We start from the raw sequence: 24,715 nt of genomic DNA, 5'->3' as shown, positions 1-24,715 counted from the left end.
CTCAAGGGTCGGCTTTTTTGTGTGCCTGGTGCGACCTTAGATGGTCAGCGTCCAGTCGTAGTCCACGATCAGCGGCGCATGCTGAGAGAAGCGCGGCTGGCGTGGCAGGCGGGCATTGCGCACGAAGCGGCGCAGGCCTGGGGTGAGGATCTGGTAGTCGAACCGGTAGCCCAGGTTGAGCATTTCGGCCTGCTCGTTATCGGGCCACCAGCTGTACTGGTCGCCTTCACGGCTGACTTCGCGCAGTGCGTCGACGTAACCCATTTCGCCGGTGATCGAATCCATCCAGGCGCGCTCGGGCGGCAGGAAGCCAGGCGACTGCTGGCAGTCACGCCAGTTTTTGATGTCGAGCTTCTGCTGGGCCACGTAGAACGAGCCGCAGTAGATGTATTCGCGACGCTTGCGACGCTGTTTGTCCAGGTACTTGCCGAAGTCGTCCATCAACTTGAATTTCTGGTTCAGGTCTTCGTCGCCGTTCATGCCCGAAGGCAGCAACAGCGTGGCAATACTGACTTTGTCGAAATCTGCTTGCAGGTAACGCCCGTAACGGTCGGCTGTCTCGAAGCCCAGGCCGGTGATGACTGCCTTGGGCTGCATGCGCGAGTAGAGTGCCACGCCACCTTGGGTGGGCACCTCCGCATCGCAGGCGTAAAGGAAATAGCCATCGAGCTGGAAAGCTGGGTCATCGAGTTCAAAGGCCGAGGCGCGGGTATCCTGAAGGCAGATGACGTCGGCATTCTGGGCTTGTAGCCAGCTGAGCAAACCACGCTCGGCTGCAGCCTGAATGCCATTAACGTTCACACTGATGATCCGCATAAATGGCCCCAAAAATCTCGTGCGTGTATGATACCCGAGCTCAACACATTTAGCTAAATCCGTGGTGTCCGGGACCTTTCATGCAGCCGTATCAGCGCGACTTCATCCGTTTTGCCATCGATCGCGGCGTTCTGCGCTTCGGTGAGTTCACCCTGAAATCGGGGCGTACCAGCCCGTACTTCTTCAATGCCGGCCTGTTCAATACAGGTTCCGCCCTGGCACAGCTGGGGCGTTGCTACGCGGCGGCCATCGTCGACAGCAAGATCCCGTTCGACGTGCTGTTTGGCCCGGCGTACAAGGGCATCCCGCTCGCGGCGGCCACTGCTGTTGCGCTTGCCGAACAGCATCAGCTCGACGTGCCGTGGTGTTTCAACCGCAAGGAAGCCAAGGCGCACGGCGAGGGCGGCAGCCTGGTCGGCGCGCCGCTGGCCGGCGATGTATTGATCATCGATGACGTGATCACTGCCGGTACCGCAATCCGCGAGGTCATGCAGATCATCAGCGCGCAGCAGGCCAAGCCCGCTGGCGTTTTGATTGCGCTGAACCGTGAAGAACGCGGCAATGGCGAGCTGTCGGCCATCCAGGAAGTCGAGCGTGATTTCGGCATCCCGGTGGTCAGCATCGTGTCGCTGACCCAGGTGCTGCAGTTCCTGGCAGACGACCCGCAGCTCAAGCAGCACCTCGCGGCGGTGCAGGCGTACCGCGACCAGTACGGCATTTGATGCGGTACTGAAATAGAGAAGGCGACCCGAGGGTCGCCTTCTTTTTTGCCTGCTTTTCAGTGGGGTTTGGGATACGGGTCCTGCTCGGCATCGCCTGCGCCGGTCAAGATATTCCACGCGCGCTTGGGATGGGGACTCGCGTCGAATTGTGGGCAGGGCGGGAGGGATGTTTTACTCTGGTTGGAATATTCATGGCCGCAATCGGCGCACGCGTAGGTGCCAGAGGAAACATCACTGCCGTAGGGGACCTCGGTTTTTTGCATCGCTGACCTCCTTTGCCTGTGTAGGAGTCTCAAGAGTAATCAGGCTTTGCAATTGCGTGTTGTAGGACCCTTCCCGCCTTGGCGTAGGAGCGTTCCGAGCAGCGTTGCTGCCTAACCTCCGCGATAGCGTCAGTTCAGGCAGCTCGACTCGGCCTGCTGGCCTCATCGCGGGGCAAGCCCGCTCCCACAAAAGCAGCTTTCATGCACCCCGTGGGAGCGGGCTTGCCCCGCGATGAGGCCACCCCAGGCCTGTGCAGCACCTCGCAAGCCTTCACCCATTCAGCGCAGCACTGAAACCACGCTCAATCAATCAGTCCCATACTTCGGCGAACGCGGCCCGTAGAGGATGCCGCCGTTAGGGTAGGGCGACAGCAGCCGTGCGCTGGTCATGCCCGCAATCGGGTAGCCAGCGTCATCCTGCACGCTGCTGATGATCTGGTTGATCGCTGCAGTGACCAGCATGCCAATCAGCCCGCCCTGGTTCTGCCGGCCTTCTTCGCTGGAGGCCGTGGCGCTGCCGGTCCACAACGTGGTGCCGGTCTTCAGGTCGACCAGCTTGGCGTTGGCGGTCACGATCGTGGCGCTGCTGATGACCATGTAGCGGGTGCCGTAGTCACTGACGGTCACGTACAGGCCGGCATCGGCGCCGAAAATCTCCTGCAGCTTGGCCGGCGGCAACTGGTGGATGTCGGCAGGGGTGGTCATGCCGTTCTGGCGGAAGGTCTCATCCACCAAAGCCACTGGCATCACGTAGTAACCCGCCTCGGCCAACGGATAGGTCACCTGCGACAGCATGCTGTAGGTGGCTTTGACATCCGGCGATTCGTTCAGCGGCGGCAGGATCAGGATCGACTTCGGCCGGGCTTGCTTGTAGGCCGAGTAGTCGATGGTCTTGCGCTCGGCACAACCGGCGAACAGGGCCAGCAGGCAGGCGCCGGCGATCAGTCGGGTCAGGTGCTTGATCACTGTTTAGCCCCTTTGCTGGCGTTGCTCATCAGAAAGTCCATGTACGCCGCCGATTCAGGGAACAGCGCCTTTTCGGTGCGGAACTGCTGAATCATCTGGTCGTCCTTGCCCAGGCCCGAGTACAGCAGCCCGAGTTGCGCGTGGTAGCCCGGCGGCACGGCGCCGTTCTTTGCCTTGATCTTTTCCAGGTCGCGCTCAAGGGCTGCGACTTGTTCTTCCTTGGAGTCGCCCTTGAGGTAGCCGTATACCTGCGGCTGATAGCTTTCCCACTGGTACAGGGTCTTGTGCGAGGAACAGCCGGCCAGCAATACGCCGGCCAGCAGCAGGCCGGCGCCGGTGCGCCAGGCTGAAGAGGAGAGAGTCATCGAACGATCTTCCTTGTCGTGTGTTTCAGGTTACTGGGCCTGTGGCTTCCACTGGCCGCTTTCTACGGCGCCAACCAGCTTGTTGACGGCCTCGCGCATGGCCAGGTCAAGCACCTTGCCGTTGAGCGTCGAGTCATAGCTGGCGGTGCCGCCAAAGCCAATGATCTCGCGGTTGGACAGGGCATATTCACCTGCGCCCTGGCTCGAATACACCACTTCCGAGGTGCTGATGTTGACGATGTTCAACGCCACCTTGGCGTAGGCGATCTGGGTTTTGCCGCGGCCGAGAATGCCGAACAGCTGGTGATCGCCGACCTCTTTGCGGCCGAACTCGGTGACATCGCCGGTCACCACGAAATCGGCGCCTTTCAGGCGCTGGGCCTGGCCCTTGATGGTGGCTTCCTGCTTGATTTCACCCATGTTGTCGCGGTCCAGCACGTTGAACCGGTTGGTCTGCTGCAGGTGGGTGATGAGAATGGTCTTGGCCTGGCCGCCGAGGCGGTCGACGCCATCGGAGAAGATGCCGCGCATGTAGCTCGAACGGTTGTCGAACTTGCCCACGGCAATCGGGGTGCGCAGGCCGCTGTACGGGCGATTGACGCTTTCGACTTGTTGTACGGCGACGGCTTTGGACGTTTCAGTGGCACAGCCGGCGAGGGACCCGACAGCCAAGGCAGCTGCCAGCACGAGTCCATGTGATGCGTATTTCACGCGCGTTCTCCAGGTAAATAAAAACTGTATGCGGCGGGGAGGATACTGGCTGGCGGCGGGTTCAGGCCAGCAAAAAAGCCTCGACGGGCAAGCCTGCCCCCATAGAACAAACGCTAACTACCCGAACGTGAGAGATCACCCAGCCCTTCCGGGCTGCGCTGCCGCGCAGAGAACTGGGCAACGTGGGAGCGGGCTTGCCCCGCGATGCGATGCTGGCAGTGCTATCGCTATCGCGGGGCAAGCCCGCTCCCACGTTTCGATGTAAATCAGTCAATTAGCGTTTTTTCTATGGGAGCCGGCGCCAGCCTGCGATGAGGCCGGCAAGCTTCAGCGCTGCGCCCTGACCAGACGCAACCCGGCCAATACCACGGCAAATACGGCAATGCTGGCGGTATACAGCACCAGCGCCGGCACACCGAGCAACAATGCCACCAGCGCCAACCACCAACCGGCCCGCCGGGGGACGCACTGGGCGATCAGTGCCAGACCCAACCCCGCCCAGGCAATAACCTGGAAGTGAATCAACAGCCCCAGCTGCGAACGCACCTGGCATTGCCAGTACTGCCCGGGGTCGGCGCACAGCCCGACCCAACTGGCATCTTCCATCAGCCCGTAGCGCACGCCATAGCTGGCCGCCAGCCACGCAACCAGCAAACCCAGCAGCACACAGCCCTGCAGCAGACGAGACATCCGGTTCTCCAATAGCGGTCATCGAAACGATGCATGATCGCCCAGCGCCCGACTTAAGGCAAAATCATGGCCATGCAGCTATGTTGCTCAATACCAGCAACACCCGCACGACAACATCTGGGGCGACAAACACCCGCGCACCTGGCAACTTTGGCAAGGGCGCTGTGGTCCTAAATCCGGTACCGCACCTGCTTACTATTTCTGGGGAAATGAATGTTTCGATCTTTGCGCCTTGTCGCCCTGCTAGGGGGCCTGCTTATGGCTGCGGCCGCCTCGGCGCGGGATATCGACGCCGCCAGCTACGGCTACCCATTGACCAACCCGTTCGAGGCGACCATCGCCACCACGCCTCCGGAGCAACGCCCGACGCTGCCCGAGGACGATGAAATCGACCAGTCCGACTACAGCCTCACCCTGCGCCCGGAGCGCGAGTTCACCCTGCCGGACAATTTCTGGGCGGTGAAAAAACTGCGCTACCGCCTGGCCAAGCAGGACCACGAGGCGCCGTTGATCTTCCTGATCGCCGGCACCGGCGCGCCGTATTCGAGCTCGATCAACGAATACCTGAAAAAGCTGTTCTACCAGGCTGGCTACCATGTCGTGCAGCTGTCCTCCCCCACCAGCTACGACTTCATGAGCGCCGCCTCGCGCTTCGCCACCCCTGGCGTATCACGCGAAGACGCCGAAGACCTGTATCGGGTCATGCAAGCGGTGCGTGCCCAGCACCCGCGCCTGCCGGTCAGCGAGTACTACCTCAGCGGCTACAGCCTCGGCGCCCTGGACGCAGCGTTCGTCAGCCACCTGGACGAAACCCGCCGCAGCTTCAATTTCAAGCGCGTGCTGCTGCTCAATCCGCCGGTCAACCTGTATACCTCCATCAGCAACCTGGACAAGCTGGTGCAGACCCGGGTCAAAGGCATCGACCGCGGCACCACCTTCTACGAGCTGATGCTGGAAAAACTCACCCGTTATTTCCAGGACAAGGGCTACATCGACCTCAACGAGGCGCTGCTGTATGACTTCCAGAAGTCGCGCCAGCATTTGTCCAACGAACAGATGGCCATGCTGATCGGCACCTCGTTCCGCTTCTCGGCCGCCGATATCGCGTTTACCTCCGACCTGATCAACCGCCGCGGCCTGATCATTCCGCCGAAATACCCGATCACCGAAGGCAGCAGCCTGACGCCGTTCTTCAAGCGCGCCTTGCAGTGCGACTTCGACTGCTACCTGACCGAGCAGGTGATCCCGATGTGGCGCGCGCGCACCGACGGCAACAGCCTGCTGCAACTGATCGACCAAGTGAGCCTGTACGGCCTTGAAGACTACCTGCACAACAGCCCGAAGATCGCCGTGATGCATAACGCCGACGACCTGATCCTGGGCCCTGGCGATATTGGTTTCCTGCGCCGGGTGTTCGGGGATCGCCTGACCCTTTACCCTCACGGTGGCCACTGCGGCAACCTCAATTACCGCGTCAACAGCGACGCCATGCTGGAGTTCTTCCGTGGTTAACCGCCTGCTGCTCGTCACCGCCCTGCTCGCCAGTGGCCATGCCCTGGCCGAGGAAGTCGCGCCGCGCACCAGCGTGGTCGAGGCTGACAACACCGCCAGCCTGACCGCAGAGTCCGATGGCTTCCTCGACCCACTGCGTGAGCTCAAATTCAACCCAGGCCTGGACCAGCGCGAGTTCGAACGCTCGACGCTGGCGGCGCTGAATATCTACGACCCGCTGGAGTCGATGAACCGGCGTATCTATCACTTCAACTACCGTTTCGACCAATGGGTGTTCCTGCCGGTGGTCGACGGCTACCGCTACGTGACGCCGGGCTTCGTGCGTACCGGGGTGAGCAACTTCTTCAACAACCTGGGCGATGTGCCGAACCTGTTCAACAGTGTGCTACAGCTTAAAGGCGAGCGCTCGGCGCAGATCACCGCGCGGCTGATGTTCAATACCATCATTGGCGTTGGCGGCCTGTGGGACCCGGCGACCAAGATGGGGCTGGCGCGCCAGAGCGAGGACTTTGGGCAGACCCTGGGCTATTACGGGGTGCATGAAGGGCCCTATTTGGTGCTGCCAATCTTCGGGCCTTCGAACCTGCGCGATACCACAGGGCTTGTGGTGGATTACGCCGGTGAGCAGGCGGTCAATTACCTGGATGTGCCGGACACAGCCAGCGACCACCCCGAGATCACCTTGTTGCGCGCAGTGGACAAGCGCTATACCACCAACTTCAGGTACGGCCAGACCAACTCGCCGTTCGAGTACGAGAAAGTGCGGTACGTGTATACCCAGGCGCGCAAGTTGCAAATCTCTGAATGATTGCAGGGGGCAACTGCAAGCCTCGCGCTTGCAGCGGCCTCAAAGCCCCAGAAACTGGCACAGCTCGCGCTTCTTGGCCAAGGCGTCCCTGCGCCCCAGCTCGATCAGCTCGCTGCAGTAGCTGGCCTCGAACAGCAGGTAACTCAACACCCCCGCACCACTGGTCTTGGTCGCTCCCGGCCCGCGCAGGAACATGCGCAGCGCCGCCGGCAGGTCGCGGCGGTGGCGGGCGGCGATCTCGTCCAGAGGCTGGCTAGGCGCGACCACCAGCACCTCGATAGGCGCCAGCCCCAGGCGCCGGGTGTCCAGGTGTGGGGGCAGCAGATGGCTCAGGTGGTTCAAGCGCTGCAACAGCTCGATGTCGTCTTCGAGGCTGTCGATGAACGTACTGTTGAGCATGTGCCCGCCTATCTGCGCCAGGCTCGGCTGCCTGCCACTGAATATGCGCGTTGCCGGCTGCGGCACGGCCGGGCGCTGCGGGTTGCCGCTGACCCCCACCACCAGCACCCGGCTCGCCCCCAGGTGCAACGCCGGGCTGATCGGCGCCGACTGGCGCACCGCACCATCACCAAAGTACTCCTCGCCCAGCCGCACTGGGGCGAACAGCAACGGGATAGCGGAACTTGCCAACAAGTGATCGACGCTAAGTGGCGTCGGCATGCCGATACGCCGGTGGCGCAGCCAGGGTTCGATGGTGCCTTGCCCCTGGTAGAAGGTCACGGCCTGGCCGGACTCGTAACCAAAGGCCGTCACGGCGATAGCCCGTAGTTGCTTGGAGGCCAGTGATTCGGCGATACCGTCAAGGTTCAGGTGCTCGTGCAGCAGCCCGCGCAATGGCCGGCTGTCCAACAGCGCCACCGGCACCTGGCTGCCGAGCCCAAGCAGGCTGTGGCCGAAGAATCGGCTGGCCTGTCGAATGACGCCGGGCCAGTCGCTGCGCAGCACCAGGTGGCTGCGAAAGTTCTGCCAGAAATGCGTCAGTTGCTGCACCGACTCGGCGAAGCGGGTGGCGCCACTGGCAAGCTTCACGGCATTGATGGCGCCTGCCGAGGTGCCGACGATAACCGGGAACGGGTTGGCCGCGCCGGCCGGCAGCAGGTCGGCGATGCCGGCAAGTACGCCGACCTGGTAGGCGGCACGGGCGCCGCCGCCAGAGAGGATCAGGCCAGTAGTTGGGGTCATGGGTCCTTCCTGGATCACGCGGGCGCAGGGCTCGCAAGCCGGCCGCAATAGGGGTTATTTCTTGTTGTCGTACAGCCGCGGCTCGCCATCAGGGCGTGATTTGAAGCGCCGATGTGCCCATAGATACTGCTCGGGGCACTCGCGCAACACACCTTCGATCCACTGGTTGATACGCAGGCAATCGGCCTCTTCGCTTTCGCCGGGGAAGCCTTCCAGCGGCGGGTGAACAACCAGCCGGTAACCGCTGCCGTCTTCAAGGCGCTTCTGGGTGAACGGGATGACCCGCGCCTTGCCCAGGCGGGCGAACTTGGTGGTCGCGGTGACCGTTGCTGCCGGGATGCCGAACAGCGGCACGAAGATGCTCTGCTTGCTGCCGTAGTCCTGGTCTGGTGCGTACCAGATCGCCCGGCCCTTGCGCAGCAACTTGAGCATGCCGCGCACGTCTTCGCGCTCGACGGCCAGCGAATCGGGGTTGTGGCGCTCGCGGCCACGGCGCTGTATGAAATCGAACACCGCGTTGCCATGCTCGCGGTACATGCCGTCGATGGTGTGCACCTGGCCAAGCAACGCCGCGCCGATTTCAAGCGTGGTGAAATGCACCGCCATCAAGATCGCGCCCTCGCCTTCGCGCTGTGCAGCCTGCAGGTGCTCGATGCCTTCGATGTGAGCCAGGCGAGCCAACCGGGCCTTTGGCCACCACCAGCTCATGGCCATTTCGAAGAAGGCGATGCCGGTGGACGCAAAATTTTCTTTGAGCAAATGCAACCGTTCGTCGTCCGAAAGCTGCGGGAAGCACAGTTCCAGGTTGCGCGCAGCAATGCGCCGGCGCTCACCGGCCAGGCGGAACATCACTGCGCCCAGGCCACGCCCCAGCCCCAGCAGCACGCGGTAGGGCAGTTGGGCAATCAGCCACAGCAGCCCAAGGCCAAGCCACAGGGCCCAGAATTGCGGGTGAAGATAGAAGGTACGAAAACGCGGGCGTTCCATTGAAGCTTCCGGCAAGACGAGGGCCGGGCATTCTACATCGGTTGCGGCCAATCAGTCTTATCGCTATAAGTCAGGGCACTTTTCTCGCAACAAGCCGTCTATGCAGACCATGAGCCTCAACCAGACACCCGACAACGCCCCCGTGTTCCAGCTCAAGGGCAGCATGCTTGCCATCACCGTGCTGGAACTGGCGCGCAACGACCTCGAGTCCCTCGACCGCCAACTGGCGGCCAAGGTCGCTCAGGCGCCGAATTTTTTCAGTAACACGCCGTTGGTACTGGCGCTGGACAAGCTGCCAAGTGGTGAAGGCGCCATCGACCTGCCCGGGTTGATGCGCGTCTGCCGCCACCACGGCCTGCGCACCCTGGCGATCCGTGCCAGCCGCATCGAGGACATCGCCGCCGCGATCGCCATCGACCTGCCGGTGCTGCCGCCTTCCGGCGCGCGCGAGCGCCCGCTGGAGCCGGAGCCTGAGGTGCGCAAGCCCGAACCTGCGCCAGCGCCGGCCGAGCCGCAAGTGCGCCCGACGCGCATCATCACAGCGCCCGTGCGCGGCGGCCAGCAGGTCTATGCCCCCGGTGGCGACCTGGTGGTGACCGGCTCGGTAAGCCCCGGTGCGGAACTTCTGGCCGATGGCAACATCCATGTGTACGGCGCCATGCGCGGGCGAGCCCTGGCTGGCATCAAAGGCGACACCAAAGCCCGCGTCTTCTGCCTGCAGATGACCGCCGAAATGGTCTCCATCGCCGGCCAGTACCGGGTCTGCGAAGACCTGCGCCGCGAACCACTGTGGGGTACGGCCGTGCAGTTCAGCCTGTCCGGCGACGTGTTGAACATCACCCGTCTTTAACGGATACTTGCCGGCATTTTTAGCGCAACTTCTTTATCGTTGCCGTTTCATGTATTTGCAGGGACGTCTGTCCCGACTATTTTAGGGGTGAAACACCTTGTCCAAGATCATCGTGGTTACTTCCGGCAAAGGGGGTGTGGGCAAGACCACCACCAGCGCCGCCATCGGTACCGGTTTCGCGCTGCGCGGCCACAAGACTGTCATCGTCGACTTCGACGTCGGCCTGCGTAACCTCGACCTGATCATGGGCTGCGAGCGCCGCGTGGTGTACGACTTCGTCAACGTGGTCAATGGCGAAGCCAACCTGCAGCAGGCCCTGATCAAGGACAAGCGTCTCGAGAACCTCTACGTGCTGGCCGCAAGCCAGACCCGTGACAAGGACGCCCTGACGCTCGAAGGCGTCGAAAAAGTCCTGATGGAACTCAAAGAGCAGTTCGAATATGTGATCTGCGACTCCCCGGCCGGTATCGAAAAAGGCGCGCACCTGGCGATGTATTTCGCCGACGAAGCCATTGTCGTGACCAACCCCGAAGTGTCGTCGGTACGTGACTCGGACCGCATGCTGGGCATCCTGTCGAGCAAATCGCGCCGTTCCGAAAACAACGAAGACCCGATCGTCGAGCACCTGCTGATCACCCGCTACAACCCTGAGCGTGTGGCCGGCGGCGAAATGCTGAGCATCGACGACGTCACCGACATCCTGGCCATCAAGCTCAAGGGCGTGATCCCCGAGTCGCAGGCCGTGCTCAAGGCCTCCAACCAAGGTGTGCCGGTTATCCTCGACACCGAAAGCGATGCCGGCCAGGCGTACAACGACACGATCGACCGCTTGTTGGGCAAGGAAGTAAAACTTCGTTTCGTCGAAGTGCCGAAGCAAGGATTCTTCGCGCGTCTGTTTGGAGGCAAGTAAACCATGAACCTTTTTGACTTCTTTCGCGGCAGACAGAAACAGACCAGCGCGTCGGTAGCGAAAGAGCGTCTACAGATCATCGTGGCGCACGAACGCGGTCAGCGCAGCACACCGGACTACCTGCCTGCCTTGCAGAAGGAACTGGTCGAGGTGATCCGCAAATACGTCAACATCGGCAACGATGACGTGCAGGTTGCCCTGGAAAACCAGGGCAGCTGCTCGATCCTCGAACTGAACATCACCCTGCCTGATCGCTGATATTCCAGCGCTACAAGGCTGACCCTGTGGGAGCGGGCTTGCCCCGCGACGGCGTATCCACGCTGTCGCGGGCCAGGGCCGCTCCCACAGTGCTTTGCAGAGAACACCTGAACATGCCGCTGTCGAACATCCAGATCCTTCACGAAGACGCCGCGATCCTGGTGATCAACAAGCCGACCCTGCTGCTGTCGGTGCCGGGCCGCGCCGACGACAACAAGGACTGCCTGATCACCCGCCTGCAAGAAAACGGCTACCCCGATGCGCTCATCGTGCACCGCCTGGACTGGGAAACCTCCGGGATCATCCTGCTGGCCCGTGATGCTGACAGCCACCGCGAGCTGTCGCGCCAGTTTCATGATCGCGAAACAGAAAAAGCCTACACCGCACTGTGCTGGGGCCAGCCGGCGCTGGACAGCGGCAGCATCGACCTGCCACTGCGCTACGACCCGCCGACCAAACCCCGCCACGTGGTCGACCACGAGCAGGGCAAACACGCACTGACCTTCTGGCGTATCGTCGAGCGCTGCGGCGACTACTGCCGCGTGGAACTGACCCCCATCACCGGCCGCTCGCACCAGTTGCGCGTGCATATGCTGTCTATCGGCCACCCGCTGCTGGGTGACCGCCTGTACGCCAACCCGCAAGCACTGGCAGCCCATGAGAGGCTGTGCCTGCACGCCTCGATGCTGAGTTTCACCCACCCGGTGTCCGGGCAGCGGGTGAAGTTCGAGTGCCCTGCGCCGTTCTGAGCGGTAAGTGTCGAGCTGCAAGCGGCCAGAAAAAGCGCAGGCAAACCACGCCCGGCCCATCGCCGACTGCCTTCGCCCAAGCTTGCAGCGCCCAAAACCTCGTGTAGTTCGCGGCAGCACTTGCCCTGCGGGCTGCCTTGCTTGAAGCTTGCGGCTTGCAGCTTGAAGCTCAATCTGGAGTGAGTTATGCGCGATGCCCTGAACGCCGGCCTGATCGAATTCCTCAAGGCCTCCCCGACGCCCTTCCACGCCACCCAAAGCCTCGTGCACCGTCTGGAAGCCGCAGGCTACCAGCGCCTGGACGAGCGTGACAGCTGGGCCACCGTGCCTGGCGGGCGCTATTTCGTAACCCGTAACGACTCCTCGATCATTGCCATTCGGCTGGGCAAGCACTCCCCGCTGATCAGCGGCATTCGCCTGGTCGGCGCCCACACCGACAGCCCGTGCCTGCGGGTCAAGCCGCAACCGGAGCTGCAGCGCCAGGGCTTTTTGCAATTGGGTGTCGAGGTGTATGGCGGCGCGCTGCTGGCGCCTTGGTTCGACCGTGACCTGTCGCTGGCCGGCCGCGTGACCTTTCGCCGCGACGGCAAGGTCGAAAGCCAGCTGGTCGACTTCAAGCTGCCGATCGCGATCATTCCCAACCTGGCCATCCACCTCAACCGCACCGCCAACGAAGGCTGGCAGATCAACCCGCAGACCGAGCTACCGCCTATTCTGGCCCAGGTTGCAGGCGATGAACGGGTCGATTTCCGCGCGCTGCTGACCGAGCAACTGGCCCGCGAGCATGGCCTGAACGCCGATGTAGTGCTCGACTACGAGCTGAGCTTCTACGATACCCAGGGCGCTGCACTGATCGGCTTGAACGGCGATTTCATCGCCGGCGCGCGCCTGGACAACCTGCTGTCGTGCTATGCCGGGTTGCAGGCACTGCTGGCGGCCGACACCGACGAAACCTGCGTACTGGTGTGCACCGACCATGAAGAGGTCGGCAGTTGCTCGGCCTGTGGCGCCGACGGCCCGATGCTCGAGCAGACCCTGCAACGCCTGCTGCCGGACAACGACGACTACGTGCGCACCATCCAGCGCTCGCTGCTGGTGTCGGCTGACAACGCCCACGGGGTGCACCCCAATTACGCCGACAAGCACGACGGCAACCACGGCCCCAAGCTCAACGCCGGCCCGGTCATCAAGGTCAACAATAACCAGCGTTACGCCACCAACAGCGAAACCGCCGGCTTCTTCCGCCATCTGTGCATGGCCGAAGAAGTCCCGGTACAGAGCTTCGTGGTGCGCAGCGACATGGGCTGCGGCTCGACCATCGGCCCAATCACCGCCAGCCACCTGGGTGTGCGCACGGTGGATATCGGCTTGCCGACCTTTGCCATGCACTCCATCCGCGAGCTGTGCGGCAGCCATGACCTGGCGCACCTGGTCAAAGTGCTGGACGCGTTCTACCGCAGCCGCGAACTGCCCTGATCGCCCGCAGGGCCTGCCTCGGGGGACGGGGCAGGCTCGGGGTTTGTGGGGGCGAGCAAGGCTTCCAGGTTCAGGCGGCCCTTGGGGGCCCATTGCATGTAATCGAGGACCGAGAAGTCACTCGGTAACGTGCCCTGCGCCTGCTCCGATTCTGCTAGCCGCACAGCAACCTGCTCACGCTCATTGCTCGGATACTTCAGCCGTTCGGCAGGGGACATCTGGTCGAGTAATTCAAGATAGGCACGGCGTAGCGGGCGGACATCCGATGTTTCCAGTGCATAGCCCATAACGCCCGAAAAGTACTGCTCATCAAGATCCTCCCTGGCATACAGCGCCGCGTAGCGCTCTTCATCAGAAAACCCTTGGCCGTTTTCGATTATGTCGGTGAGGCCAGCACGGTCCAGCCCGGCAAACGGATTTTGCACTTGGCGATCGTTGCTGAAGCGGCCCGCAAGAAATGCCAGGGAGGCCCGAAAACGCTCGGCCTCATCGGGCGTGTAGTGCTCAGGAGCATCGGTTTGAGTGAATGCCCCCTGCCCCACCTCATGGAAACGCCCAGTTACTCGTTGGCCCAAGCCAGCCGCCCCATAGACGTTTTCATAAAGGGCGCGTGAGTCGGCAGCACTTTGCTGCCCAACCGCCAGAGCCCGCCCCTGCTCGGAGATGATCACTGCGTCATTTTGAGCCGATGCAGTGTGGGGACTATCGGCTTGGACGGGAGGTGATTGAGGTTGCGCGGGGGCTTTCCAAGTTACTGCACCTTGAGGAGATGGATTGATCTTCATGGTTCACCTGTCATTGGAGGGCGGGGCAAAAATGCCCCGCGTTGGGTTAATTGATAACTTGGCTCAGCGGCACCCGCGCCCAGCCTGTGCTAGATATGCACCGCGCTAGTTATCTATCCAGGCGAATCTTTTCTGCGGTATCCGTCTCACCCACGCCTTTGGTTTGCCCTGACGCTTGCGCGATAGCGCTGGCCTCACTGGTAGGAACAGGTCCTCCAATTGCTGGGTCTAGCATGGCCTCGAGATTCAAGCGTCCCTTCGGGTCCCAATTGATGTATTTCCAAAGAGAAAAATCTGCTGGAAGGCTGCCCATTTCTCTTTCTGCGGCGGCAAGCCTGGCAGCAACGGCCGCCCGTTCACCTTCTGGGTAGTTCAGGCGCTCGACCGGTGTTAGGTTATCGAGGTACTCAAGATAACCTTTGAGTAACGGGCGGTGATCCTGGGTATTGGAGTAGTAATCGCCAAGCTTGACGAAATACATGTTATCAAGTGCAGATTTGGCTCTATAAGCGGCATATCGTTCTTCCTTTGTATACCGCTGCTCATCCATTTCAATAGCAGCCAACTCATCGCGGCCCATTCCCCAGAATGGATTTTCATCAAATTTGGTCTCAGTTCCTCGAAGTTTTTCAATCCCATCGAGGTACTTCAACGTCATAGTGAAGCGCTCGGCATCGGCAGCGCTATAGCCTTCGGGGGGAGGCAGGCGTTTGAATTCCTCCGAGCCTAAAGCCCGGTACTCAGCGCCCACCTGCTGGTCTAGGCCTCTGGGGCCATAGATCCGAGCATGCAGCGCCCATATCTCATTCTTGGTCTTGGCTGTGGCAAGGCCCTGTTCTGAGAGGCTGACCTGATCGCCCTCCACGGCTGGCGACCGCTGCTGGTTGGGGGAAGAGCGTAAAACAGTGGCCGAAATTAACGGAGAAAAATCTGTAACAGCTAGTATTTTCATGCTTATTGCCCCAGTAAAAAGGGCGCCTTAACGAGCGCCCTAATAACTTACTGAATGGTGAACCGAACAGTATAATTGTACGGCATCTGGCTTGAAATGCTTTCCACCCTTACCGTACAGCTCGCCCTAGCAGAACCGATTGACACTGCCCCTTTATTCCAAGTCGGGACATACCCAGGAAACGTAGTAGAATGAGACACATTAAAACGACACTGCTTAGTGCCAGATGAGTAAACAAAACGCATCCCTGAGACATATTCCGACAAGCTACTTACTTTGAATGTCGCAACACTCTTACCCGACACATCACCAAACATAGGCTCCGCAGTACCCACCATTTGCTCATAGGTAAAGTGCGTCGTAACGGCAGTCTTGTTATCTATGACTACTGTCGCAAGGTTGTTCGCTGCCTGAGCATTCACGTACGTGACCATACTTAGCAGACCAAGCATAGCGAGATTCATATTCTTAATATTAATATCCATAAAAACCTCAAGAAACCCCACGCCATTCGTGGTAAATCCTGTATCGACCTAGCTCTATTTTTCTATGTAGGAAATTTTTCCGAGAAAGTTGTAGGAGATTTCCGAGCCCAAACCAAAACAGTAAATAATTTGTGACACATCCCCCTTTGCCACCCCATGCGGGCTAAGCTTGTAGAAACACTCCGATACCGCAGAAGGACCCCTGCCATGTCCCCGTTCCTGTCACTGTTCGTCCCGGTTTTCCTGTTCCTCATGCTGCTGACCATCGGCTTCGGCCTGCGTGAGCGCAATGTCGGGGTGCTGATGATGTGGCTGGGTACCTTGGGCATCTTTGGCCTGACCTGCTGGAAGATCCTGGAGAAACTGCCCACATAAACCTCTACACTCGGGCAAACGTTTTGCCTGAGGTAGATTTCCCGGTGCCTGCATTTCTGCGTTGCCTTGCCCTTCTGCTACTGCTGTTCGTCACCCCCACCCACGCCGCCGGCTTGCCGGGGCTGCTGGGTAGCAGCGCGCCCGCGCAGCCACAAGCCAGCGAGCCGTTGGGCAAATCGCTGGATGAGGTGATCAAGAACCTTGAGAACGACCAGCAACGGGCAAAACTGCTGGCCGACCTCAAGAAGCTGCGCGATGCCACCCGCCAATCGCAGCCCAGCGTCGAGCAAGGCGTGCTTGGGCTGATCGGCGGTGCGCTGCATGACTTCGAACAGCAGTTCAGCGGTGACGCCAGCCCGTTCGTGCGCTGGTCCGAAGAAATCGACCTGGCCCAGGATGAACTGGCAGCCCTGGTGGTGCCGGTGCATCAGTGGCCGGCAATTCTGTTCGGCTTTGCCGCCGTGATTGCGCTGTGGAGCGTGCTGGCCTACACCTTCAACTGGGTCGGCCACCGGGTGCGGGTGCGCTTTGGGCTGACCGAGGAACTACCGCAGCATCCACGGCCCTGGGACCTGGTGCGCTTTGCCCTGCGCAAGCTCGGGCCGTGGCTGGTGGCGCTGGTCATTACCGTCTACCTGAGCTTTGCCCTGCCTTCGTCACTGGGCAAATCCATGGCCATGGTGCTGGCCTACGCCTTGGTGGTCGGTACGCTGTTCTCGGCGATCTGCGTGATTGCCTTCTCGCTGCTCGACGGCCCGCACCGCCACCGCGCGCTCTACATCCTGCGGCACCGGGCGTTCCGGCCACTGTGGCTGATCGGCAGCTTTGCAGCCTTCGGCGAGGCGCTGAGCGACCCGCGCCTGACGGCAGCCTTGGGTATCCACCTGGCCCATGCCCTGGCCACCCTGGCAAACGTCATCGCCGCACTGTGCACCGGGCTGTTCATCCTGCGTTTTCGCCGCCCCATCGCCCACCTGATCCGTAACCAGCCGCTGTCCCGGCGCCTGACCCGGCGCACGCTGAGCGACACCATCGAGATCCTTGGCAGCTTCTGGTACATCCCGGCGCTGATTTTGGTGGCCATTTCGCTGTTCGCCACCTTCGTCTCGGCCGGCGACACCAGCACCGCCCTGCGCCAGTCGCTGATGTGCACGGTGCTGGTGGTGCTGTGCATGGTGCTCAACGGCCTGGTGCGCCGCCACGCCGCCAACCCCAAGCGCGTCAACCGGCGCCAGGAGGTGTACACCGAGCGGCTGCGCAACTTCGGTTACGCGCTGGCGCACTTGCTGGTGTGGCTGTTCTTCATCGAACTCGGGCTGCGCGTCTGGGGCCTGTCGATGATCCGCTTCGCCGAGGGCGACGGCCACGAAATCAGCCTGCGCCTGCTGGGCCTGGCCGGCACCTTGATTGTGGCGTGGCTGGTGTGGATTCTTGCCGACACCGCCGTGCACCACGCGTTGGTGCGCTCACGCCGCGGGCAGGCCAATGCCCGCGCACAAACCATGATGCCGCTGATCCGCAACGTGCTGTTCGTGGCGATCTTCCTCATTGCGGTCATCGTGGCCTTGGCCAACATGGGCATGAACGTCACGCCACTGCTGGCCGGTGCCGGTGTAATCGGCCTGGCGATCGGTTTTGGCGCGCAATCGTTGGTTGCCGACCTGATCACCGGGCTGTTCATCATCATCGAAGACAGCCTGGCCATCGACGATTATGTCGATGTCGGCGGCCACCTGGGCACGGTCGAAGGCCTGACCATCCGCACCGTGCGCCTGCGTGATATCGACGGCATCGTGCATACCATCCCGTTCAGCGAAATCAAGAGCATCAAGAACTACTCCCGCGAGTTCGGCTACGCGATCTTCCGCGTCGCCATTCCGCACAACATGCACATCGACCAAGCCATCACGCTGGTGCGCGAGGTGGGCCAGAAGCTGCGCAGCGACCCGCTGATGCGCCGCAACATCTGGTCGCCGCTGGAGCTGCAGGGGGTGGAAAGTTTCGAATCAGGCTCAGCCGTTCTGCGCGCCCGTTTCAAGACCGCGCCGATCAAGCAATGGGAAGTATCGCGGGCGTTCAACCTGGCGCTCAAGCGCCAGCTTGACGAAGCCGGGCTGGACCTTGCCACGCCGCGCTTGTCGGTGCAGGTGGTCACGGCCGGGGGCGGAGATGTGGTTGAGAGCAAGGCTTCTGGTTGATGTGCGGCCTTAAGGCCCTGGATCCGATTGGACAGGCATTGGCCTGGCGTGCAGGAGCGGCCTTGTGTCGCGAAAGGGCCGCACAGCGGCCCCGACGATATCAGTGTGGTGCACATATCCTGGGGGCGCTTCGCACCCCTTTCGCGACACAAGGCCGCTCCTACAGTGATCGCGTCGCTAGTAATTGATGAACAAGCCCCTCACCCCGCCTCGGCCCGTATGCGAATCGCATCATGCCGCCAATACTCCAGATCACAATCAATCAGATGCCCGTGCTGATCGCTATTGACCCGGGTGATATGCAGCCCAGGGCTGCCGGCCGAGACTTTCAGGGCGCTGGCCGCCTCCACCGGCAAGGCCGTCGGCAGTATCTCGAAGCACACCTGCCCATATTCAAGCTGGTAGTGCCGGGCGTAGATCTCGGTCAGCGACTGGGCAAGGTCCAGCTGCAAAATGCCGGGAAAATACTGCGGGTTGAGGTAGTGCTCGGCATACAGCACCGCACGGCCGTCAATACGCCGTAGCCGGCAGATGCGTACCACGCTCGACAGCGGCGCCAGGCGCAGGCGTGCGCAGATGGCGGCGGAGGCGGGTTGCAGCCGCGCCGACAGCAACTCGGTGGCAGGCTGGCGGCCCTGGTTGCGGACCATCGCGTGGAAGTGGCTGCGCTCGATCAGGTCATAGGTCAGCCGCTCGGGGGCCACGAACCAGCCGCGCCGCTCCTCGCGGTAGATCAACCCTTGGGCTTCCAGCTGCACCAGTGCCTCACGCAGGGTGATACGCGTGGTATCGAACACCTCGCTGAGCTTGCGCTCGGCCGGCAGCTTGCCGCCCGGCGCCAGCAGGCCGTGTTCTATCTGCTCCTGCAAGGCGTGGCAGATGGCTGTTACCGCACGCGGTGGCGTCGCTTGCATCAAAGGTTACCTATCTGGACTAGTCCAGCCCCATAACAGGGCAGGTGGAGAATAGTGCAAGCCTAGGCAGGGCTGATGAACATCCTGTGACAACGGCTGCCCGCCAGCCCTTGCCAGAACCGCGCCAGCCCACGCAGCACCTGTGGTCTACGCTGTAATGCCAGGGCCGTGTGGCACCCGTGCACGCCCGCCCCTTACATCAAATTGTCATGCAAGCGGCCTAACTTGGCTCAAGGTTTGCTGACCTAGACCAACGTCAAGCAGGCACGGCTTCTCCTCATCACAACGAATGCAAGGCACCCCACCCAAGGAGCTTCGGATGAAAAAGTTGTTCATGGCGTCACTGCTCGGTTCCGCCATCGCTTTCGGCACCTCGGCCATGGCCCAGGACCTCAAGGCCCTCGAAGACGCTGCGCGCAAAGAAGGCGCGGTCAACAGCGTCGGCATGCCCGATGCCTGGGCCAACTGGAAAGGCACCTGGGACGACCTTGCGAAAAAATACGGCCTCAAGCACAGCGACACCGACATGAGTTCGGCCCAGGAAATCGCCAAGTTCGACGCAGAGAAAGACAACGCCAGCGCCGACATCGGTGACGTTGGCGCAGCGTTCGGGCCGATTGCCGTCGCCAAGGGCGTTACGCAGCCTTACAAGCCGAGCACCTGGGACCAGGTCCCGACCTGGGCCAAGGACGCCGATGGCCACTGGGCGCTGGCCTATACCGGCACCATCGCGTTCATCATCAACAAGGACCTGGTCAAGGAAGGCGAGCGGCCAAAAACCTGGCACGACCTGGAAAAGGGCAAATACAAGGTTGCCATCGGTGACGTCGGCACTGCGGCCCAGGCGGCCAACGGCGTGCTGGCGGCGGCCATCGCCTACAAGGGCGACGAAAGCAACATCGAGCCGGGCTTGCAGCTGTTCACCAAGCTGGCCCAGCAAAAGCGCCTGTCGCTGGCCAACCCGACCATCCAGACCCTCGAAAAGGGCGAAGTGGAAGTCGGCGTGGTGTGGGACTTCAACGGCCTGAGCTACCGCGACCAGATCGACCCCAAGCGCTTTGAGGTGCTGATCCCCTCGGACGGCTCGATCACTTCGGGCTACACCACCATCATCAACAAGTACGCCAAGCACCCGAACGCCGCCAAGCTGGCCCGCGAGTACATCTTCAGCGACGCCGGGCAGACCAACCTGGCTATCGGCCACGCCCGCCCGATCCGCGCCGAGCACCTGAAACTGCCAGCCGACGTGCAGGCCAAGCTGCTGCCTAACGAGCAGTACCAAGCGGCCCAGCCGATCAAGAACGCCGAGGTGTGGGAAACCACCTCCAAGGCCCTGCCGCAGAAGTGGCAGGAGCAGGTGATCATCGAGATGGAATAAGCGCCGTCTGCGGGCAGGAGCGGGCTTGCTCGCTCCTGCCCGCCCCTATGCCCTTGGAGCGAACATGCAACACAACGTCATTCTGGTCCTGCTCGACGGCCTCAACTACCAGGTCGCTCACCACGCCATGGGCCACCTGCACGCCTACGTCGAGGCCGACCGCGCCGCGCTTTACCGGGTCGAATGCGAGTTGCCGTCGCTGTCGCGGCCGCTCTACGAATGCATCTTGACCGGGGTGCCGCCCATCGACAGCGGTATCGTGCACAACAACGTCAACCGCCTGTCCAACCAACGCAGCGTGTTCCACTACGCCCGCGAGGCTGGCCTGGGCACAGCAGCGGCGGCCTACCACTGGATGAGCGAGCTGTACAACCGCTCCCCGTTCGACCCGCTGCGCGACCGCCACACCCACGCGCCGAAGTTGCCGATCCAGCACGGGCTGTTCTATTACGCCGATCACTACCCCGACTCGCACCTGCTGGCCGACGCCGAGTACCTGCGGCGGCGCCATGCACCGAACTTTCTGCTGGTGCACCCGATGAACATAGACGACGCCGGCCACCGCCACGGCCTGGACAGCAGCCAGTACCGCAACGCCGCGCGCAGCGCTGACATTCTGCTGGCCGACTACCTGCCGCGCTGGCTCGAAGAGGGCTATCAGGTGCTGGTAACCGCCGACCACGGCATGAACAACGACCGCTCGCACAACGGCCTGCTGGCCGAGGAGCGCGAGGTGCCACTGTTCGTGTTCGGCAAGGCGTTCAGCCTGGACCCGGCGGCCAAGCCGCTGCAGACCGAGCTGTGCGGCACCATCTGCCAGCTGCTGGGCGCCGCCCACGACAAGACCGTCTGCCGGGAGCTGCTCACGTGAATTCCAGCCGCCGAGGCCGCTACCTGGCCCTGCTCTGTTTATTGCCGTTCGCGGTGTTTTTCATCATTTTCCAAATTGCGCCGCTGGCCTGGGTGGCGATCAACAGCCTGCAAAGCGACAGCGGTTGGGGCTTGGCCAACTTCAGCAAGGTGTTCGCCTCGAAGTTCTATCTGCAAGCGCTGCAACGCAGCCTTGAGATCAGCTTCTGGTCGAGCCTGTTCGGCATCGTGATCGCCACCCTGGGCGCCTACTCGCTGCACAAGGTCGACTTACGCCTGCGCGACTTCGTTACCGCCTTCGCCAACATGACCAGCAACTTTGCCGGCGTGCCGCTGGCGTTCGCCTTCATCATTCTGCTGGGCTTCAACGGTGCGCTGACCTTGCTGCTCAAGCAGATGGGCCTGCTGGGCGACTTCAGCATCTATTCCAAGACCGGGCTGATCCTGGTGTACACCTACTTCCAGATCCCACTGGGGGTGCTGCTGCTGTTCCCCGCGTTCGATGCGGTGCGCGAAGACTGGCGCGAATCCGCTGCGCTGCTGGGCGCCAGCCAATGGCAGTTCTGGCGGCATATCGGCCTGCCGGTGCTGGCCCCGGCGTTGCTGGGCACCTTCGTGATTCTGCTGGCCAACGCCTTGGGCGCCTATGCCACCGTCTATGCCCTCACCACCGGCAACTTCAACGTACTGCCCATCCGCATCGCCGGGCTTGTGGCAGGTGATATCAGCCTTGACCCGAACCTGGCCAGCGCCTTGGCCATGGTGTTGGTGGGGCTGATGACGCTGGTCACCGTGGTTCATCAATGGCTGTTGCGAAGGAGCTACCATGCGCGCTGAAACTGGCAAGGGCGGGCTCTACCACAAGCTGGTGGTGTACCTGTTGTTTCTGATTCTGCTGCTGCCGCTGGCCGGCACCCTGCTCTACTCGCTGGCCACCAGTTGGTCGGCGACCATGCTGCCCAGCGGGCTGACCTTCAAATGGTATGTGGCGCTGTGGAGCGAACCGCGCTTTCTGGCAGCCTTTGGCCAGTCCCTGCTGGTGTGCGTGGGGGCCTTGCTGCTGTCGGTACTGTTGATTCTGCCGCTGTTGTTCGTGGTGCATTACCACTTCCCCAGGCTCGATGCGTTCATGAACGTGCTGATCCTGCTGCCGTTCGCGGTACCGCCGGTGGTGTCCTCGGTGGGGCTGCTGCAACTTTACGGCAGCGGGCCGATGGCGATGGTCGGCACGCCGTGGATTCTCATCGGCTGCTACTTCACCATCGCCCTGCCGTTCATGTACCGGGCCATCACCAACAACCTGCAGGCCATCAACCTGCGCGACCTGATGGACGCCGCCCAACTGCTCGGTGCCAGCACCTGGCAGGCCGCGATGCTGGTGGTGCTGCCCAACCTGCGCAAGGGGCTGATGGTGGCCTTGCTGCTGTCGTTCTCGTTCCTGTTCGGCGAGTTCGTGTTCGCCAACCTGCTGGTCGGCACCCGCTACGAAACCCTGCAGGTTTACCTGAACAACATGCGCAACAGCAGCGGCCACTTCAACAGCGCGCTGGTGATCTCCTATTTCGCCTTCGTGCTGGTACTCACCTGGGTGGCCAACCGTTTGAACAAGGACAAGACCTGAGATGAGCTTTGTCAGCGTACAGAAACTGCAAAAAAGCTACGCCGGTAGCCCCGTGTTCGAAAACATCGACTGCCAGGTCGAGCGCGGCGAGTTCGTCACCCTGCTTGGCCCGTCCGGTTGCGGCAAGTCGACCTTGCTGCGCTGCATCGCCGGGCTGACGCCGGTAGACAGCGGGCAGATCCTGCTCGACGGCCAGGACATCGTGCCGCTGGCCCCGCAAAAACGCGGCATCGGCATGGTGTTCCAGAGCTACGCGCTGTTCCCCAACATGACCGTTGAACAAAACGTCGCCTTTGGCCTGCGCATGCAGAAGGTCAAGGCCGACGAGAGCCAGGTGCGGGTGCGCGAAGTGCTGGAGCTGGTCGAGCTGAACAGCTTTGCCGGGCGCTACCCGCATCAGCTTTCTGGCGGGCAATGCCAGCGGGTGGCGCTGGCCCGCTCGCTGGTCACCCGCCCGCGCCTGCTGCTGCTCGACGAGCCGCTGTCGGCGCTGGATGCGCGCATTCGCAAGCACCTGCGCGAACAGATCCGCGCCATCCAGCGCGAGCTGGGGCTGACGACTATCTTCGTCACCCACGATCAGGAAGAAGCGCTGACCATGTCGGACCGCATCGTGCTGATGAACCAAGGGCGCATCGTGCAGAGCGGCGATGCCGAAACCCTCTACACCGCCCCGGTCGACCTGTTTGCCGCAGGCTTTATCGGCAACTACAACCTGCTCGACGCCGACAGCGCCAGCCGCTTGCTGCAACGCCCGGTCAGCGGGCGCCTGGCGATCCGCCCGGAGTCGATCACCCTGGGCCTGAACGGTGAGCTGGACGCCGAGGTGCGCAGCCACAGCCTGCTCGGCAACGTGATCCGCTACCGGGTGCAGGTGCGCGAGGTCGAGCTGGTGGTGGACGTGCTCAACCGCTCGGCAGCCGATCTGCACGCCGATGGCAAGCGCGTATCCTTGTCGATCGACCCAACGGCGCTACGGGAAGTGGCCTAAGGAGACGCAGCACATGGCACTGGCAATTTTCGATCTGGATGAAACCTTGATCCACGGCGACTGCGCGTCGCTGTGGAGCGAACAGATGGCCCGGCTTGGCTGGGTCGATGGTAAGGCATTCCTCAAGCGCGACCATGAACTGATGGAAGCCTATGGCAAGGGCCACCTGCAAATGGAGGACTACATGGCGTTCAGCCTGGAGCCGATTGCAGGCCGCACCCTGGAGGAAGTCGAGCACCTGGTCGAGCCGTGGGTCGAGGAGGTGATCGAGCCGATCATCTTCGGCGATGCCTGCCGCTGCATTGCCGAACACCGCAAGCGCGGTGACCGCATCCTGATCATTTCGGCCAGCGGCACACACTTGGTGGGGCCGATTGCGGCGCGCCTTGGGGTGGAGGAGTACCTGGCCATCGAGCTTGAGGCGATAAACGGGGTGTATACCGGCAGGACCCACGGCGTGCTGACCTACCGCGAGGGCAAGATCACCCGTTTGCTGGAATGGCTGGACCAGGAGCAGGAAAACCTTGAGGGGGCGAGTTTTTACTCCGATTCGCGCAATGACTTGCCATTGTTGCTGAAGGTCGATCACCCGGTTGCGGTTAACCCTGACCCGGTGTTGCACGAACATGCACGGACCCATGGCTGGCCGGTGCTGAGCTGGGCTTGAGCGGCGGGTCTGCCGGTGCCGGCCTCATCGCAGGCTGGCGCCAGCTCCCACAAAAGCTGTGCCGGGCCGTGATAGATGTGCCCGACTGAGACCCTGTGGGAGATTCTATGGTTTTGTACAACCCTGTTTTCGCCAGACATATCTCCTTGTGGCGAGCGGGCTTGTCCCGCGTTGGGCTGCGCAGCAGCCCCTTGGGTTTTCAGGGCTGCTGCGC

At 62.0% G+C, this 24,715-nt stretch carries 27 protein-coding genes; 16 read left to right on the top strand and 11 right to left on the bottom strand.

What is annotated here, in order from left to right; genetic code table 11:
- Positions 1-36: 36 nt before the first annotated feature.
- On the bottom strand, positions 37-816 hold the full coding sequence (locus tag HU720_RS14510; protein WP_186520624.1) for an exodeoxyribonuclease III: 780 nt from the start codon (positions 814-816) through the stop codon (positions 37-39).
- Positions 817-896: 80 nt separating this feature from the next.
- Here HU720_RS14510 and pyrE point away from each other — a divergent pair, with 80 nt between their 5' ends.
- A complete protein-coding gene (gene pyrE / locus HU720_RS14505) occupies positions 897-1,538 on the top strand; it encodes an orotate phosphoribosyltransferase (protein ID WP_186520623.1) in 642 nt (213 codons plus the stop codon).
- Positions 1,539-1,594: 56 nt separating this feature from the next.
- On the opposite strand, the gene HU720_RS14500 is transcribed toward pyrE, so the two are convergent.
- From HU720_RS14500 to HU720_RS14480, 5 genes are all read right to left on the bottom strand, one after another.
- Positions 1,595-1,801, bottom strand: a complete 207-nt coding sequence (locus HU720_RS14500) for a hypothetical protein (protein WP_186520622.1) — start codon at positions 1,799-1,801, stop codon at positions 1,595-1,597.
- A 306-nt stretch (positions 1,802-2,107) separates the two neighbouring features.
- The gene (locus tag HU720_RS14495; protein ID WP_186520634.1) at positions 2,108-2,755 is read right to left on the bottom strand and encodes a DUF799 domain-containing protein; all 648 of its coding nucleotides are present in this window, start codon (positions 2,753-2,755) and stop codon (positions 2,108-2,110) included.
- An 8-nt stretch (positions 2,756-2,763) separates the two neighbouring features.
- Positions 2,764-3,132, bottom strand: coding sequence for a DUF4810 domain-containing protein (locus HU720_RS14490; RefSeq protein ID WP_186520621.1), 369 nt, complete (start codon positions 3,130-3,132; stop codon positions 2,764-2,766).
- 30 nt (positions 3,133-3,162) lie between these two features.
- Positions 3,163-3,843 carry a CsgG/HfaB family protein gene (locus HU720_RS14485; protein WP_186520620.1) on the bottom strand — a complete coding sequence of 227 codons (681 nt, stop codon included), beginning with the start codon at positions 3,841-3,843 and terminating at the stop codon, positions 3,163-3,165.
- A 327-nt stretch (positions 3,844-4,170) separates the two neighbouring features.
- Positions 4,171-4,533, bottom strand: coding sequence for a hypothetical protein (locus tag HU720_RS14480; RefSeq protein ID WP_186520619.1), 363 nt, complete (start codon positions 4,531-4,533; stop codon positions 4,171-4,173).
- Positions 4,534-4,746: 213 nt separating this feature from the next.
- Here HU720_RS14480 and HU720_RS14475 point away from each other — a divergent pair, with 213 nt between their 5' ends.
- Positions 4,747-6,045, top strand: coding sequence for a serine/threonine protein kinase (locus tag HU720_RS14475; protein WP_186520618.1), 1,299 nt, complete (start codon positions 4,747-4,749; stop codon positions 6,043-6,045).
- 73 nt (positions 6,046-6,118) lie between these two features.
- Entirely contained in the window at positions 6,119-6,853 is a 735-nt protein-coding gene (locus tag HU720_RS14470; protein WP_346656580.1) for a VacJ family lipoprotein, read from the top strand.
- A 39-nt stretch (positions 6,854-6,892) separates the two neighbouring features.
- Here HU720_RS14470 and HU720_RS14465 read toward each other — a convergent pair whose 3' ends face one another.
- Entirely contained in the window at positions 6,893-8,035 is a 1,143-nt protein-coding gene (locus HU720_RS14465; protein WP_186520616.1) for a patatin-like phospholipase family protein, read from the bottom strand.
- Between the two features lie 54 nt (positions 8,036-8,089).
- Positions 8,090-9,022, bottom strand: coding sequence for a lipid A biosynthesis lauroyl acyltransferase (locus HU720_RS14460; RefSeq protein WP_186520615.1), 933 nt, complete (start codon positions 9,020-9,022; stop codon positions 8,090-8,092).
- 100 nt (positions 9,023-9,122) lie between these two features.
- Between HU720_RS14460 and minC the strand changes: the two genes are divergently transcribed.
- The 5 genes from minC (at position 9,123) to HU720_RS14435 (ending at position 13,265) form a co-directional block, all read left to right on the top strand.
- Positions 9,123-9,872, top strand: a complete 750-nt coding sequence (gene minC, locus HU720_RS14455; protein WP_186520614.1) for a septum site-determining protein MinC — start codon at positions 9,123-9,125, stop codon at positions 9,870-9,872.
- Positions 9,873-9,969: 97 nt separating this feature from the next.
- Positions 9,970-10,782 carry a septum site-determining protein MinD gene (gene minD, locus HU720_RS14450; protein WP_186520613.1) on the top strand — a complete coding sequence of 271 codons (813 nt, stop codon included), beginning with the start codon at positions 9,970-9,972 and terminating at the stop codon, positions 10,780-10,782.
- A 3-nt stretch (positions 10,783-10,785) separates the two neighbouring features.
- Positions 10,786-11,040: a cell division topological specificity factor MinE gene (minE, locus tag HU720_RS14445; RefSeq protein ID WP_186520612.1), complete on the top strand. Its 255-nt coding sequence runs from the start codon at positions 10,786-10,788 to the stop codon at positions 11,038-11,040.
- 113 nt (positions 11,041-11,153) lie between these two features.
- The gene (locus HU720_RS14440; protein ID WP_186520611.1) at positions 11,154-11,789 is read left to right on the top strand and encodes an RluA family pseudouridine synthase; all 636 of its coding nucleotides are present in this window, start codon (positions 11,154-11,156) and stop codon (positions 11,787-11,789) included.
- Between the two features lie 186 nt (positions 11,790-11,975).
- Positions 11,976-13,265: a M18 family aminopeptidase gene (locus tag HU720_RS14435; protein ID WP_186520610.1), complete on the top strand. Its 1,290-nt coding sequence runs from the start codon at positions 11,976-11,978 to the stop codon at positions 13,263-13,265.
- On the opposite strand, the gene HU720_RS14430 is transcribed toward HU720_RS14435, so the two are convergent.
- Complete coding sequence (locus HU720_RS14430; protein ID WP_186520609.1) at positions 13,241-14,050, bottom strand: hypothetical protein; 810 nt, start codon at positions 14,048-14,050, stop codon at positions 13,241-13,243. The two genes, HU720_RS14435 and HU720_RS14430, sit on opposite strands and share 25 nt — an antisense overlap.
- A 109-nt stretch (positions 14,051-14,159) precedes the next feature.
- Positions 14,160-15,002, bottom strand: a complete 843-nt coding sequence (locus HU720_RS14425) for a hypothetical protein (protein ID WP_186520608.1) — start codon at positions 15,000-15,002, stop codon at positions 14,160-14,162.
- A gap of 692 nt (positions 15,003-15,694) precedes the next feature.
- On the opposite strand from HU720_RS14425, the gene HU720_RS14420 reads away from it, so the two are divergent.
- Both HU720_RS14420 and HU720_RS14415 read left to right on the top strand, forming a co-directional pair.
- Positions 15,695-15,862 carry a hypothetical protein gene (locus HU720_RS14420; protein WP_186520607.1) on the top strand — a complete coding sequence of 56 codons (168 nt, stop codon included), beginning with the start codon at positions 15,695-15,697 and terminating at the stop codon, positions 15,860-15,862.
- A 44-nt stretch (positions 15,863-15,906) separates the two neighbouring features.
- Positions 15,907-18,060 carry a mechanosensitive ion channel domain-containing protein gene (locus HU720_RS14415; protein WP_186520606.1) on the top strand — a complete coding sequence of 718 codons (2,154 nt, stop codon included), beginning with the start codon at positions 15,907-15,909 and terminating at the stop codon, positions 18,058-18,060.
- 200 nt (positions 18,061-18,260) lie between these two features.
- On the opposite strand, the gene phnR is transcribed toward HU720_RS14415, so the two are convergent.
- The gene (gene phnR, locus HU720_RS14410; protein WP_186520605.1) at positions 18,261-18,974 is read right to left on the bottom strand and encodes a phosphonate utilization transcriptional regulator PhnR; all 714 of its coding nucleotides are present in this window, start codon (positions 18,972-18,974) and stop codon (positions 18,261-18,263) included.
- A 319-nt stretch (positions 18,975-19,293) separates the two neighbouring features.
- Between phnR and HU720_RS14405 the strand changes: the two genes are divergently transcribed.
- From HU720_RS14405 to HU720_RS14380, 6 genes are all read left to right on the top strand, one after another.
- Complete coding sequence (locus tag HU720_RS14405) at positions 19,294-20,352, top strand: ABC transporter substrate-binding protein (protein ID WP_186520604.1); 1,059 nt, start codon at positions 19,294-19,296, stop codon at positions 20,350-20,352.
- Between the two features lie 64 nt (positions 20,353-20,416).
- Positions 20,417-21,223 (top strand): alkaline phosphatase family protein, encoded by an 807-nt coding sequence (locus HU720_RS14400; RefSeq protein WP_186520603.1) that lies wholly within the window; start codon positions 20,417-20,419, stop codon positions 21,221-21,223.
- Entirely contained in the window at positions 21,220-22,059 is an 840-nt protein-coding gene (locus HU720_RS14395; RefSeq protein WP_186520602.1) for an ABC transporter permease subunit, read from the top strand. Before HU720_RS14400 ends, HU720_RS14395 begins: the two co-directional genes overlap by 4 nt.
- Complete coding sequence (locus HU720_RS14390; protein ID WP_186520601.1) at positions 22,049-22,843, top strand: ABC transporter permease; 795 nt, start codon at positions 22,049-22,051, stop codon at positions 22,841-22,843. Before HU720_RS14395 ends, HU720_RS14390 begins: the two co-directional genes overlap by 11 nt.
- A gap of 1 nt (position 22,844) precedes the next feature.
- Entirely contained in the window at positions 22,845-23,834 is a 990-nt protein-coding gene (locus HU720_RS14385; RefSeq protein WP_186520600.1) for an ABC transporter ATP-binding protein, read from the top strand.
- 13 nt (positions 23,835-23,847) lie between these two features.
- On the top strand, positions 23,848-24,501 hold the full coding sequence (locus HU720_RS14380; protein ID WP_186520599.1) for an HAD family hydrolase: 654 nt from the start codon (positions 23,848-23,850) through the stop codon (positions 24,499-24,501).
- The last annotated feature ends 214 nt before the right edge of the window (positions 24,502-24,715 follow it).

Origin of the sequence: Pseudomonas sp. SWRI51 (genome assembly GCF_014268825.1) — a bacterium.
GTDB lineage: Bacteria > Pseudomonadota > Gammaproteobacteria > Pseudomonadales > Pseudomonadaceae > Aquipseudomonas > Aquipseudomonas farsensis.
This window is presented reverse-complemented; position numbering and strand designations above follow the sequence as displayed.